The organism is Corynebacterium frankenforstense DSM 45800 (assembly GCF_001941485.1).
GTDB classification, from domain to species: domain Bacteria; phylum Actinomycetota; class Actinomycetes; order Mycobacteriales; family Mycobacteriaceae; genus Corynebacterium; species Corynebacterium frankenforstense.
This window is the reverse complement of record NZ_CP009247.1, coordinates 2,233,460-2,245,557: the sequence shown is the minus strand read 5'-3', so window position 1 is coordinate 2,245,557 and position 12,098 is coordinate 2,233,460. Positions and strand designations below refer to the sequence as shown.

General features: G+C 72.4%; 11 protein-coding genes. 4 read left to right on the top strand and 7 right to left on the bottom strand.

Annotated elements, in window-relative coordinates; all coding sequences use genetic code 11:
- Positions 1 to 386 precede the first annotated feature (386 nt).
- The 4 genes from CFRA_RS09840 to CFRA_RS09825 form a co-directional block, all read right to left on the bottom strand.
- Positions 387 to 1,316, bottom strand: coding sequence for a class I SAM-dependent methyltransferase (locus CFRA_RS09840; RefSeq protein WP_075664506.1), 930 nt, complete (start codon positions 1,314 to 1,316; stop codon positions 387 to 389).
- Positions 1,313 to 2,098 (bottom strand): ABC transporter ATP-binding protein, encoded by a 786-nt coding sequence (locus CFRA_RS09835; protein ID WP_245797568.1) that lies wholly within the window; start codon positions 2,096 to 2,098, stop codon positions 1,313 to 1,315. Before CFRA_RS09835 ends, CFRA_RS09840 begins: the two co-directional genes overlap by 4 nt.
- Positions 2,095 to 3,144 carry an ABC transporter substrate-binding protein gene (locus CFRA_RS09830; protein ID WP_083666948.1) on the bottom strand — a complete coding sequence of 350 codons (1,050 nt, stop codon included), beginning with the start codon at positions 3,142 to 3,144 and terminating at the stop codon, positions 2,095 to 2,097. Before CFRA_RS09830 ends, CFRA_RS09835 begins: the two co-directional genes overlap by 4 nt.
- Before the next feature lie 114 nt (positions 3,145 to 3,258).
- Complete coding sequence (locus tag CFRA_RS09825; protein ID WP_075664505.1) at positions 3,259 to 4,314, bottom strand: FecCD family ABC transporter permease; 1,056 nt, start codon at positions 4,312 to 4,314, stop codon at positions 3,259 to 3,261.
- A gap of 391 nt (positions 4,315 to 4,705) precedes the next feature.
- Here CFRA_RS09825 and trhA point away from each other — a divergent pair, with 391 nt between their 5' ends.
- Positions 4,706 to 5,404: a PAQR family membrane homeostasis protein TrhA gene (trhA, locus tag CFRA_RS09820; RefSeq protein WP_075664999.1), complete on the top strand. Its 699-nt coding sequence runs from the start codon at positions 4,706 to 4,708 to the stop codon at positions 5,402 to 5,404.
- A gap of 128 nt (positions 5,405 to 5,532) precedes the next feature.
- Here trhA and CFRA_RS09815 read toward each other — a convergent pair whose 3' ends face one another.
- Entirely contained in the window at positions 5,533 to 6,540 is a 1,008-nt protein-coding gene (locus CFRA_RS09815; protein WP_075664504.1) for an acyl-CoA thioesterase, read from the bottom strand.
- A gap of 201 nt (positions 6,541 to 6,741) precedes the next feature.
- Between CFRA_RS09815 and CFRA_RS09810 the strand changes: the two genes are divergently transcribed.
- The 3 genes from CFRA_RS09810 (at position 6,742) to purM (ending at position 10,231) form a co-directional block, all read left to right on the top strand.
- Complete coding sequence (locus tag CFRA_RS09810) at positions 6,742 to 7,125, top strand: sterol carrier family protein (protein ID WP_075664503.1); 384 nt, start codon at positions 6,742 to 6,744, stop codon at positions 7,123 to 7,125.
- A 467-nt stretch (positions 7,126 to 7,592) separates the two neighbouring features.
- Complete coding sequence (gene purF, locus CFRA_RS09805; RefSeq protein ID WP_245797566.1) at positions 7,593 to 9,152, top strand: amidophosphoribosyltransferase; 1,560 nt, start codon at positions 7,593 to 7,595, stop codon at positions 9,150 to 9,152.
- Positions 9,149 to 10,231: a phosphoribosylformylglycinamidine cyclo-ligase gene (gene purM / locus CFRA_RS09800; protein ID WP_075664502.1), complete on the top strand. Its 1,083-nt coding sequence runs from the start codon at positions 9,149 to 9,151 to the stop codon at positions 10,229 to 10,231. Before purF ends, purM begins: the two co-directional genes overlap by 4 nt.
- A 196-nt stretch (positions 10,232 to 10,427) precedes the next feature.
- Here the strand turns inward: purM and CFRA_RS09795 are convergent, their stop codons facing one another.
- Both CFRA_RS09795 and ygfZ read right to left on the bottom strand, forming a co-directional pair.
- Positions 10,428 to 10,670, bottom strand: coding sequence for a DUF3073 domain-containing protein (locus CFRA_RS09795; RefSeq protein ID WP_211272327.1), 243 nt, complete (start codon positions 10,668 to 10,670; stop codon positions 10,428 to 10,430).
- A gap of 283 nt (positions 10,671 to 10,953) precedes the next feature.
- On the bottom strand, positions 10,954 to 12,084 hold the full coding sequence (gene ygfZ / locus CFRA_RS09790) for a CAF17-like 4Fe-4S cluster assembly/insertion protein YgfZ (protein ID WP_075664500.1): 1,131 nt from the start codon (positions 12,082 to 12,084) through the stop codon (positions 10,954 to 10,956).
- Positions 12,085 to 12,098: the final 14 nt, after the last annotated feature.

The window sequence follows — 12,098 nt, the reverse complement described above, 5'->3', positions numbered from 1 at the left end:
TGTTGGTGGTGCGGCGGCCCGGTGTCTGGCGGGCGGTGCGGCTGTGTCGCGGGCAGTCGGGGTGGTGCGGTGGCTCCGGGCACCGAGAAAATGTGTCGTGGGGGAATTCAACGACCGATGTTTTCCCAGGTTGCGGTGAACGGGCCGGGCTGGGAAGACACAAAAAGTCGGTCCGGGCCAGTCCCTCCGGGGGATATGGAGCCAGTCGCTCCGGGTGAAATGGGGCCAGTCCGCGTGGGTATGGGGCCGCCCCGGGGAAATGGAGCCAGTCCGCGTGGGTATGGGGCCGATCCGGGGATATGGGGCCAGCCGCGGGGGCTCGGGCCGCCCCGGGGGCATGGGGCTTCTGGCTCGGGGAATGGGGTTGCTGATTCTGGACTGGCCGCTTAGACCCGTCCGCTGACGACGTAGTGGGGGCGGGACTCGTGGCCCGGGGCGGTCCCGAGCTCCGCGTCCAGTTCCTGGACCCGCGCTACCTCTTCGACGGCCACGTCCGCTAACCCCGCCGCGTGGAAGACCCGGGCGAAGGCCTCCGGCCCGCGGGCTCCGGCCAACGGCAGCGACCGTACCGTCTCGTCCGTGTAGGTCCGGGCGAACTCGTCCGGTCCGCCGGCCGACTCGACCTCGAGGTCACCCACGGTGCCCTCAGGGAACCAGTTCGCGTCCACGCAGACCACCCGGCCGCCCGGGGCGAGCAGCTCGGCCCAGGAGCGGACGGCGGCGACCGGGTCGCGCAGGGTCCACAGCAGGAACCGGGAGACCACCGCGTCGAAGCCGGCGGCGGAACCGGGAGTCGCGGGACCCGGAGTCGGGGAGTCCAGAGCCGCGGAACCGGCACCCGCGGAACGAGTGCCCGCGGAAGCGGTATCCCTGGAGTTTGCATCCGCGGACCCCACCGCGTCGAAGCCCACGCCCACCCCGAAGCCGGCCGCGGCCAGGCCGGGGGCGGGTGAGACGGCGTCCGCGCGGACGAAACGCGCCTCGGGTGCGCCGGCGCGACGTCGGCAATCGAGCTCGGTGCGGGCGGCGGCGAGCATGCCCTCGGCGGTGTCCACCCCGACGACGTCGTGGCCCAGGTCGGCGAGCAGGAAGGCGAGGTAGCCGGAGCCGGTGCCGCAGTCGAGGATGCGGGCCGGGGCCGCGGGCAGGTGCGCGGCGAAGACGCCGGACCACAGCTCGCGGTCGACTCGGGCGCGGCGGCCGTGCATCTGGTTGCCGTGGTAGGCCGCGGCGCGGTCGGACCAGTAGCGGTCGAGTCGCGCCTGCAGCTGAGCCGTGCCCGCGGCCGTCAGGTCAGTGCGCAGGGAAGTGGTCATCTCGCCTCCTTGCCGAAGGTGTCGAAGAGCAGCACGATGCGCCCGTGGACGTCGACGCGGTCGACGCGGGTGCGGTAGACGGTCTCGAGGACCTCGGGGAGCAGGATCTCGTCGGGGGTGCCCGCGGCGATGACGCCGCCCCGGTCGAGGAGCACGAGCCGGTCGCAGTAGCGCGCGGCCAGGTTGAGGTCGTGGAGCACCACCACCGTTGAACCCTCCCGGTTCGCGACCAGGTCCAACAGCTCGTACTGGTAGCGCACGTCGAGGTGGTTGGTCGGCTCGTCGAGGAAGAGGTACGGGGTCTCCTGGGCCAGCGCGCGGGCGATGAGCGCGCGCTGGCGCTCGCCGCCGGAGAGCGACTGGACGTCGCGCGGGGCGAGGTCCAACGCGCCCAACGAATCCAGGGCCGCCTCGACGATGCGCTCGTCCTCGGCGCGCGGGCGGGCCGTCGCGCCCAGGTAGGGCAGCCGGCCCAGCATGACCAGGTCGGCCACGCGGATCGGGATGTCCGACTCCTGTTCCTGGGTGACCACCGCTATCTCGCGAGCCAACTGCTTGCGCGGGATCTCGCCGAGCGCGCGGCCGGCCACGGTCACCGAACCCTCGTCCGGGTCGAGCGAACCGTAGAGGCAGCGCAGCAGCGTCGTCTTGCCCGATCCGTTCGGTCCGACGAGACCGAGCACCCCGGACGGCGGCACGTCGAGGTCGACGCCGTCGAGCACGCGCTTGCGCCCGCGGTCCAGCGTCAGCCCGCGCGCGCGGATACCGGCGGCATCACTCACTGATTGCTCTCCAGGAACTCGTCGACCTTCTCCAGGCCGTCTACGGCCAGCGGCGTCGGCGGCTCGGCGAAGTTGAGCAGCAGCGGCATGATGCGGTTCTCGCGCACGGCCTTCGCGTTCTCCATGCCCTTGATCTGCTTGACCGCGTCGACCACCGGCCCGGCCTCGCCCTCGGAGTAGAGCGCGATGATCACGTCGGGGTCGCGCGCGACGAGGTCCTCGGCGGTGACCTCGAAGACACGCTCAGTGGAGTCGCCGTAGACGTTCTCCAGCCCGGCGGACTCGACGATCGGGTGCGACATCGAGCCGGTGCCGTAGGCGTAGGTCACGCCGCCGCCGACGGTGGGGTAGAGCACGGCGACCGAGCGGCCCTCGCCGCTGGCCTTGTCCGCGAGCTCGGCGACGCGCTTCTCGAGGTCCGCCACGACCTGCTCGGCCTTGTTCCCGCGGTCGAAGACGGTGCCGTAGAGGCGCACCTCGTCGTAAACGTCGTCCCAGGTCACTGGGGACTCCAACGCGTCGCAGAAGCCGGGCTCCTCGAGCATGCGCACCCCGCCGGTGTAGCCCACGGTCTCGCGGTTGACGGTGTCGGTGAAGCCGAGCACGAGGTCCGGGGAGGTGGCCACGACCTCCTCCCTGGAGATCTGCAGGTGACCGGAGGCGTCGAGCTTGTCGGTGATGCTCGGGATCTCGGCGATCTTCGCGTTGGTGGCGTCGTCGTAGTACTCGGTGGGGTACTGGCCGGCGCGCGCGGTGACGCGGTCGAGCACGTCGAGCGCGTTGAGCGTCGGGATCGAGGCCGGCTTGAGCGTGGTCACGCGCTCGGGCGCGGCGTCGAAGTTGACGGTCTCGCCGCAGTTCTCGACGCTGACGGCTGCTTGATTGCCGACGTCGTCCCCCTCGCCGTCGGCGGTTCCCCCGCCGTTTGCGCCGCAGGCGGCCAGCGGCAGCACGAGGGTGCAGCAGGCCAGGGCGGCGAGGGTGCGGCGGGTGCCGTGGGGGCGGCGCGGGCCGTGGATGCGGCGGGTGCGGGTGAAGGTGTTCATCTCGGGTCCTTCCGGGAGTGTCAGCGGGTGAGTGGTCGATTCAGTTGGTTGGTCTCTGTCGGGTGGTTCAGTTGGTTCGGCGGGGCCGGGCGGGGTGATCCCGGTTCGCCGGAATCAGTTGGCCGGGGCGTACATGCGGCGCACCAGGATCAGCAGGAAGGGCGCGCCGACCAGGGCGGTGATGATGCCGATGGACAGCTCGCGCGGGGCGAGCAGCGTGCGCGCCCCGATGTCCGCCCAGATCAGCAGGATCGCGCCCGCCAGCGCGCTGACCGGGATGACCGCGCGGTGGGCGCCGCCGACGAAGCGACGCGCCAGGTGAGGCACGACCAGACCGACGAAGCTGATGGAGCCGGCCATCGCGACGATGCCGCCGACGAGCAGACAGGTGATCACCAGCAGTCCCGCGCGCAACTTCTCCGGGTCGACGCCGGCGGTCAGCGCGGTCTCGTCGCCGACGGCCAACGCGTCGAGGTTGCGGGCCAGCAGCATCAGCAGCGCCACGGAGGCGGCGACGATGACGGCGATGACGACCAGCGGGCCGTCCCAGCCGGCCAGGCCCAGGGAGCCGAGCAGCCAGAACATCACCGAACGCGAGGACTCCGCGGAGTCGGAGGCGAAGATGAGGAAGCTGGTCACCGCCGAGAGCGCGTAGCCGATGGCCACACCGGCCATGAGCAGGCGGATCGAGGTCAGCCGGCCCTGCGAGCGGGCGACGGCCCACAGCAGCAGGGAGGCGGCCAGTGCCCCGATGAAGGCGCTGCCCTGCAGGGCGTAGTCGCCGAGGCCCGCGCCGAGGCCGAAGAGGATGGCCAGCGCCGCGCCCGTGGAGGCGCCGGAGTTCACGCCGAGGACGAAGGGGTCGGCCAGCATGTTGCGCACGAGGGTCTGCAGGATCGCGCCGGAGAGCGCGAGCCCCGCGCCGACGAGCCCGCCGAGGATGACCCGCGGCACGCGGATCTCCCAGATGATCGCGTCGTGGACGGCGGCGCCCTCGAGGGCCGTGCCGAAGAGGTGGTGCGAGACGACCTGGAGGGTCTCGGCGGGGCGGATGGGCACCGGCCCGGCGCCGACGCCGACGATGAAGGTGGCCGCCAGGGCGACGGTCAGGGCCAGCGTCCACAGCACGGTGCGGCGGCGGGCGGCGGCCAGGCCCAGGGTGTCGGTCATGGCGCCCAGCCTACATTCAAACACTTCTTAGAACAATTGAATGATTGTCGGTCCCGGGGGGTGTCCAGGGAGCTTCCGAGGGGCTCTTCAGAGGCGACCGGGGTCGGCGTGAAGGGTTGCGGTCGGGCCGTGTGGTGGCATACCGCGGGGGTGGCTCCGGGCGTTGTGCTGGCGCGGCCCGCCCGGGCGCGGTAGCGTACCTACGCGATCGTAGGAAGACTATGCGAGGGGGACCACCGTGACTCCGGGACTCCACCAGACCGGCGCCCGCCGCCCCGCCGAGACCGGCCCGGACGCCGGTCCGGCAGGCGGCACGGATCCGGCGCGCCCGGGGGAGCGGGGCGCCGCGCTCGGTGCCGGCGTCCCGGACGCCGGCGACCCCTCGTCGCGCATCTCGCGCTCCTCGCACCCGCGCCGCCGTCGGCGTCCCCTGGTCGACCGGGGCCCGCGCCCCCTGATCCGCGGCTGGTTCCACCTGGTGGCCGCCTGCCTCTCGGTGGTCTCCGGCACGGTGCTGACCACCTTCGCCTGGATGACCCTGCCCTGGTGGCAGGCCCTCGGGGTGACCGTCTACGCCGTCGGCCTGCTCACCCTCTTCGGCGTCTCCGCGGCCTACCACCGCGGGCCCTGGCGCAGCGAGGCAGCCGTGCGGTGGTGGCGGCGCGCCGACCACGCGACCATCGCCGTATTCATCGCCGCCACCTACACCCCGCTGTGCCTCATCGTCCTCGAGCCCGCCCAGGCGGCCTGGATGCTCGGCACCGCGTGGCTCGGCGCGATCGGCGGGGTGGTGCTCAACCTCGTGTGGATCGGCCACCCCCGCTGGCTCGACGTCGTGGTCTACCTCGCGCTCGGCTGGCTGATCGTCCCGCTCATCCCGCAGCTGTGGCACTCGGCCGGGCCCGCCGTGGTCTGGCTGCTCTTCGCCGGCGGCGTCATCTACAGCCTGGGCGCCGTGGTGTACGGCGCGCGTTGGCCCGGGCGCAGCGCCCGCTGGTACGGCTACCACGAGCACTTCCACACCGCGACGATCATCGCCGCGGTCGTGCACCTGGTGGCCGTCTGGATGGTCGTCGTCCAGGGCGGGTGACGCGGGCGGGCCCGCGTCACCGGGATGCACGCGCCGGGCAGGCGTCACGCCGCGCGCCAGCGCGGCGCAACCCACTCAAGCGCAAGGAAAAACGCCCGCGGTGAGAACCGCGGGCGTCGGCAATTGAATCAGTCGATGCGCTGGTGGGTGACCTGCGGGGTCAGCGAGAGCGGCGAATAGTGACCGCGCAGCTCGCGCAGGGTGTTGGCGTGCTCGGCGAGGCGCTTGTCCTCCTCGGTCTCCGGGACGAAGGTGCGCGCCAGCTGCGGCTCGCCGTCGACGCCGAGGCCGATGTAGGTCACGGTGGCGTGGATGGCGGTCTCGAGCTCGTCGCGGCCGCGGTGGGCGTCACCGGCGCGCACGTGGATCGACATCTGCATCGAACGGGCGTCGGTGCGCATCATGCGGGCGTCGACCTCGATGAGGTCGCCGATCGAGATCGGCTGGTAGAAGCGGATGCCGCCCGCGTAGACCGCGACGGTGCGGATGCCGGACCACTCCATCGTGCAGGCGGTGCCGGCCTCGTCGATCCACTCCATGGCCGTGCCGCCGTGCACCTTGCCGCCCCAGTTGATGTCCGTCGGCTTGGCCAGGAAACGCGTGATCAGACGCGGCGCGTCCGATGGACCCTCGTAGGTCTGCTTGGCCATCTCCGCCTCGATCGCCTTGCGCAGGTCGATACGCGACTCGGCGGCCTGCCAGACGCGCTCCTCCTCCTTGTTGGCCGGGTGGAACTTCGGCACCGCCTGCGAGCGGCCCGTCGCCGTGTCCTTGGCCACGAAGATGACCAGGCAGTCGCAGGCCGGGGAGAAGTGGCCGTCGCGCGGGTCGGCCGAGAGGACCTCGTTGACGATGTGCATCGAGGAACGGCCCGTCATCGCGATGCGCGAGCGGACCTCGACCATGTGGCCCGAGGGGATCGGGCGGGTGAAGTGGATGTGGCCGACGTAGGCGGTCACGCAGTAGGTGCCGGACCACTGGGTGGCGCAGGCGTAGGCCGCCTTGTCGATCCACTCCAGCACGCGCCCGCCGGAGACCCCGCTGGCGCCGGCCATGAGGACGTCGGTCGGTGCCGCCATGAACCTCAGCGTCACCGAGGGGGAGGGGGTCTGGGGCTCGGCGGTGGTCTCGGCCATGGTCCTTCTTCCTGTCACTTCACTCGTTGCTTTCCGACGCCCCGCCGCAGCGCACCCGGGGCGTCCACCCGAGGCCAGGTTACCCGCGTCGCACGTGACTCGCGGGGCAGGCAGGCGGCGCGGGTGGAGTGGGGCTGTGGGGCGGGTCGTGCGGGAGTGCGGCGAGGCTCGGGAGAGCGGGGCGGCGCTAGGCTGACGGCCATGAAGAAGGTCGATCCCGCAGAGGCCCGAGCCGCCGTCCTCGCCGTCGCCGACTGGGTCCGAGACCCCGACAACGTCGCCCGCCCGGCCCGGCCCGCGGTGGCCGCGGCCGTGCGTGCCACCGCCCGCACGCTGGCCCAGGAGGCGCCCGGCCACACCGTCGAGCTGCGCGTGCCGCCGTTCGTCGCCGTGCAGTGCGTCGAGGGGCCGCGCCACACCCGCGGCACCCCGCCCAACGTCGTCGAGTGTGCAGACCTGGACTGGCTGCGTCTGGCCACCGGGCTCGAGGACTTCGACGCCGCCGTGGCCGACGGGCGGGTCCAGTCCTCCGGCTCGCGCGCCGGGGAGGTCGCCGCCCACCTGCCGGTCGTGCCGCTGGAGTGAAGTTCCCGGGGTGGTTGGCCGGGGATCTGTGGTTGGTGGCCGGGGTCCCCGGGGAGGTTGGTCGGGGATCTGTGGTTGGTGGCCGGGTCCCCGGGGGGGGGTGGCCGGGGGCCGTGGGCATTTTGTGTAGGTTTGTCGGGCCGGCTCGGCGTTTCCGCAGGTCAGTTTTCGGGCTTTCGGACAAACCCACACAAAATGCCCACCGGTGAGGCCATCGGACACCGACCTTGGTGCTGGTGGTGCACATGGGGCTCGCTTGACGGCTTGGGCCCTGGGGCCATAGCGGGCGCGGGGCTAGGGGACCCACGACCCGCGCCGCCCCCGGCTCTCCTGACTCTCCCGGGGCCGCCGCCCCGACTGCCCCGGGGCCGCCGCCCCGACTGCCGCGGGCTCCGCGCCGGCGCCCGGGGCCGGGGCCGGGCAAGGGCGTTCGTGTCCCGCGACAACGGGCCGTTAAGATGTGGGGTGTGGCAATCGAGAACTGTCCCGGACCGCACGGCGTCGCCGCGGACCTCGACGACCGCGGCGAGAATGAGCCGCGCGAGGAATGCGGCGTCTTCGGTGTGTGGGCTCCGGGTGAGGAAGTAGCCAAACTCACCTACTTCGGGCTGTTCGCCCTCCAGCACCGCGGCCAGGAGGCCGCGGGCATCGCGACGGGCGACGGCGACCGGATCGTGGTCTACAAGGACATGGGCCTGGTCTCCCAGGTCTTCGACGAGTCCCTGCTCAGCGCCTTCGAGGGGAGCGTGGCCATCGGCCACACCCGCTACTCGACCGCCGGCGGCAAGGACTGGTCCAACGTCCAGCCGATGTTCCGCTCGACGCGCGACGGCCTGGACATCGCCCTGGGGCACAACGGCAACCTGGTCAACTACGTCCAGCTGCGCGACGAGGCCGTGTCCAAGGGCCTGATCGACCGCGAGGACGCCTCCGACACGACCGTGCTGACCGCCCTGCTCGCCGACGGCGTGCACGGCGAGACCGGCATCTTCGAGGCCGCCCGCGAGCTGCTGCCGCGGGTGACCGGCGCGTTCTGCCTGACCTTCACCGACGGCAAGACCCTCTACGCCGCCCGCGACCCGCAGGGCGTGCGCCCGCTGGCCCTCGGCCGGCTCGAGCGCGGCTGGGTCATCGCCTCCGAGACCTGTGCGCTCGACATCGTCGGCGCCTCCTTCGTCCGGGAGATCGAGCCCGGCGAGCTGGTGGCCGTGGACAACACGGGCATCCGCTCCGAGACCTTCGCGAAGCCGCGCCCGCGCGGCTGCGTCTTCGAGTACGTCTACCTGGCCCGCCCGGACTCCGTGATCCGCAACCGCCCGGTCAACGCCGCGCGCATCGAGATCGGCCGGCGCCTGGCCCGCGAGTACCCCGCGGACGGCGACCTGGTCATGCCCGTGCCCGAGTCCGGCACCCCGGCGGCCGTCGGCTACGCCCAGGAGTCCGGCATCCCCTTCGGGCAGGGCCTGGTCAAGAACGCCTACGTGGGCCGCACCTTCATCCAGCCGACCCAGACGCTGCGCCAGCTGGGCATCCGCCTCAAGCTCAACCCGCTGCGCCACATGATCGAGGGCAAGCGCCTGATCGTCGTCGACGACTCGATCGTGCGCGGCAACACCCAGCGCGCCCTGATCCGCATGCTGCGCGAGGCCGGTGCGGCCGAGGTGCACGTGCGCATCGCCTCCCCGCCGGTGAAGTGGCCGTGCTTCTACGGCATCGACTTCGCCAGCCCCGGGGAGCTGATCGCCAACTCGTCGTCGGCGGCCGACGAGGAGACCGTGGTCTCCTCGATCTGCACCGCCATCGGCGCCGACTCGCTCGGTTTCGTCTCCGTCGACGCGATGGTCGAGGCGACCGAGCAGCCCCGCGACGAGCTGTGCTGCGCCTGCTTCGACGGGCACTACCCGCTGGGCGTTCCCGCGGGCAACGACAACGCGGAGGCCGTGGCCGCCCTCCAGCACTGCGGCAGCGCAGATGAGTTCAACGACCTGGTCATGGCCGCCGAATCGAAAGGAAACCTGAACGGATGAGTGAGAACGAGGCCGCCTCCGGCGAGCAGACCGGGGCCTCCTACGCGGCGGCCGGCGTGGACATCGCCGCCGGCGACCGCGCCGTCGAGCTGTTCGCCCCGCTGGCCAAGAAGGCGACCCGCCCCGAGGTCCGCGGCGGACTCGGCGGCTTCGCCGGGCTCTTCGCCCTGAGCGAGTACCGCCAGCCGCTGCTGGCCGCCGGCTCCGACGGCGTGGGCACCAAGCTGGCCGTCGCGCAGGCCGTGGGCAAGCACGACACCATCGGCATCGACCTGGTGGCCATGTGCGTCGACGACCTGGTGGTCTGCGGCGCCGAGCCGCTCTTCCTGCAGGACTACATCGCCATCGGCAAGGTCGTGCCCGAGCACGTCGCCGAGATCGTCTCCGGCATCGCCGAGGGCTGCATCCAGGCCGGCTGCGCGCTGCTGGGCGGCGAGACCGCCGAGCACCCCGGCCTGATGGCGGAGGGCGAGTACGACGTCTCGGCCACCGCCGTCGGCGTCGTCGAGGCCGACGAGCTGCTCGGGCCCGACCGGGTGCGCGCCGGTGACGTCGTCATCGGCATGGCCTCCTCGGGCCTGCACTCCAACGGCTACTCCCTGGCCCGCCACGTGCTCCTCGAGCGCGCCGGCCTGCCTCTCGACGGCTACGTCGAGGAACTGGGCCGCCCGCTGGGCGAGGAGCTGCTCGAGCCGACGCGCATCTACGCGCAGGACTGCCTGGCTCTGGCCGCCGAGTGCGAGGTCAAGACCTTCTGCCACGTCACCGGCGGCGGCCTGGCGGGCAACCTCTCCCGCGTGATCCCGGAGAACCTGACCGCCCGCCTGGGCCGCGGCACCTGGACCCCGGGCCAGATCTTCCGCACCATCCAGTCCCTCGGCCAGGTCAGCCAGGAGGAGATGGAGAAGACCTTCAACATGGGCGTCGGCATGGTCGCCGTCGTCTCGGCCAACGACCGCGACCGCGCGCTGGCGATGCTGGCGGCCCGGCACGTCCCGTCCTGGGAGCTGGGCACCGTCACCGAGTCCGCGGACGGCGAGGAGCGCGTCGAGCTGACCGGCAGCCACCCCGGTTACTGATCCGGAGGGGCCGCGCCCGCGCGCGACCCCCGCGCCCGCCCCGCGGCCCACGTCGGCCGCGCCCCCACACACGACGCCGGTCCCTGCGGCCACGCCGAGCGGCCGCGCCCACACACGACGAAGCGCCGGTCCCTCCCGCTGGGGGAGGGACCGGCGCTTCGACGTTCACCGCCCGGGCCATAGCCCGGGACGGAGATCAGCGGCTACCGGTGGCCCGGCCGTCGCCGTCCTCCGTGTCGTCCTCGTCGTCGATGTAGGCGGCGTACGGGTCCTCGTACTCGTCGTAGTCCTCGTAGTCGTCATACCCGTCGTCGTGGGAGTCCTGGCCGGACTTACCGGCCAGCTCCCGCTGCAGCGACTCAAGGTCCATCTCGGGCGTGTAGTACTTCAACCGGCGTGCGACCTTCGTCTGCTTCGCCTTCGCGCGTCCGCGGCCCATGGCCATGACCCCCTTGGAGTTCGGGACTATCCAGGGCAATTCGGATAACCCATCGGCTGTTCAATCGTGATTATTCCTGTAAGACAGGATAGCGGGTACGCGAAAAAATTTCTGCAATGGGCCCTGAGCACTACTTATAGGGCAAAGCTGGCGAAAGCGCGGTTAAGTTTCGTCAGTCCCGGGGCGGTTCCGGCGCCGTCGGCGGGCGCCGCCCGGCGTGCCCAGTTCCGCCGTGCTTCGCGCGGCTGGTCGATGGCGGCGCGCCCGGCGCCGCCCGACGCGCTCAGCTCCGCCGCGCCTCGCGCAGCCGGTCGATGGCGGCGCGCCCGGCGTGCTCGCCCTCGTCGACCGGCAGGCTGTCCGGGTCTACCACCGCGGCCGCCTCGCCGGCCTGCAGCTGCCCGCCGGCGGAGAGCGCCGAACGCTTGACCAGACCCAGGGCGACCGGCCCGTCCTCGAAGTGGTGCACCACGGTGCCCAGCCGGCCGACGCGGCGCCCGCCGGGCCCGGCGGTGATGTCCGTGCCGGGCACCGGCAGCTCGGGCGCCGAGCCGTCGAGCTGGAGCAGCACCATCAGCCGCGGGGAGCGGCCGATGTTCTCCACCCGCGAGACGGTCTCCTGGCCGCGGTAGCAGCCCTTGTGCAGGTGCACCGCGCCCGGGTGCCCGTGGCGGCCGATCCAGTTGGCGACCTCGTGGGCGATGGACTTGTCGTCCAGGTCGGCGCCGTGCTCCGGCTCCATCGCGGCCACGCGGGCGGCCGTCCAGGTCATCAGGCCGGCCGGCTGCACGCCGGCGCCCGACAGGGCGGCGGCGAAGTCGGCCAGGTCCCCGCGCTCGACGAGGACGTCGGTGCGGGCCGGGCCCGCCCAGTCCACGGTGCGGGTCACGGCGACGCCGGGCAGCGCGGCGTCGTCAATTGAGGCGGTGTCACCCAGGACGGTGACCACGCCCAGTTCGGTGGGCTCGACGGTGACCTTGGACCAGAAGATCATCCGCTCGAGGTAGCCGCGCAGCGACCCGGCCTGCGCGGCCGGGAGGTCCAGGTAGAAGGCGTCGGCGGTGCGGGTGACAAAGGCGTGGTGGACGACGTGGCCCTGGGAGTCCATGTCGAGCGCCTCGGCGGAGAATCCGGGCTCGGCGTCGTCGAGCTTCTGGGAGAGCAGGTTGTTGAGGAACTCCGCGGCCTCCTCGCCGGTCACGCGCAGCACGCCGCGCTGCGAGCGGTCGATGATCACGGGGCCCCGGGTGGCCGCGCGCTGCTCGCCGAGCGGGTCGCCGTAGTGCCAGGCGACGCCGGCGGCGTCGATGCCCGCGGCCGCGGGGTCGTCCGGGTTCGCCGGCGTGGCGCCCGGTAGGTCCAGAAGGGGGGAGCGGTAGGTCTGCGAATCCGTCACGCCCCCGATGGTAGCCATGCGAAACAGGCATA

What these genes read in the sequence shown, in the direction of transcription:
- CFRA_RS09840 (WP_075664506.1), bottom strand. Translation starts at nt 1,316, where the DNA reads ATGACCACTTCCCTGCGCACTGACCTGACGGCCGCGGGCACGGCTCAG.
- CFRA_RS09830 (WP_083666948.1), bottom strand. Translation starts at nt 3,144, where the DNA reads ATGAACACCTTCACCCGCACCCGCCGCATCCACGGCCCGCGCCGCCCC.
- CFRA_RS09825 (WP_075664505.1), bottom strand. Translation starts at nt 4,314, where the DNA reads ATGACCGACACCCTGGGCCTGGCCGCCGCCCGCCGCCGCACCGTGCTG.
- CFRA_RS09815 (WP_075664504.1), bottom strand. Translation starts at nt 6,540, where the DNA reads ATGGCCGAGACCACCGCCGAGCCCCAGACCCCCTCCCCCTCGGTGACG.
- CFRA_RS09810 (WP_075664503.1), top strand. Translation starts at nt 6,742, where the DNA reads ATGAAGAAGGTCGATCCCGCAGAGGCCCGAGCCGCCGTCCTCGCCGTC.
- purM (WP_075664502.1), top strand. Translation starts at nt 9,149, where the DNA reads ATGAGTGAGAACGAGGCCGCCTCCGGCGAGCAGACCGGGGCCTCCTAC.
- CFRA_RS09795 (WP_211272327.1), bottom strand. Translation starts at nt 10,670, where the DNA reads ATGGGCCGCGGACGCGCGAAGGCGAAGCAGACGAAGGTCGCACGCCGG.
- ygfZ (WP_075664500.1), bottom strand. Translation starts at nt 12,084, where the DNA reads ATGGCTACCATCGGGGGCGTGACGGATTCGCAGACCTACCGCTCCCCC.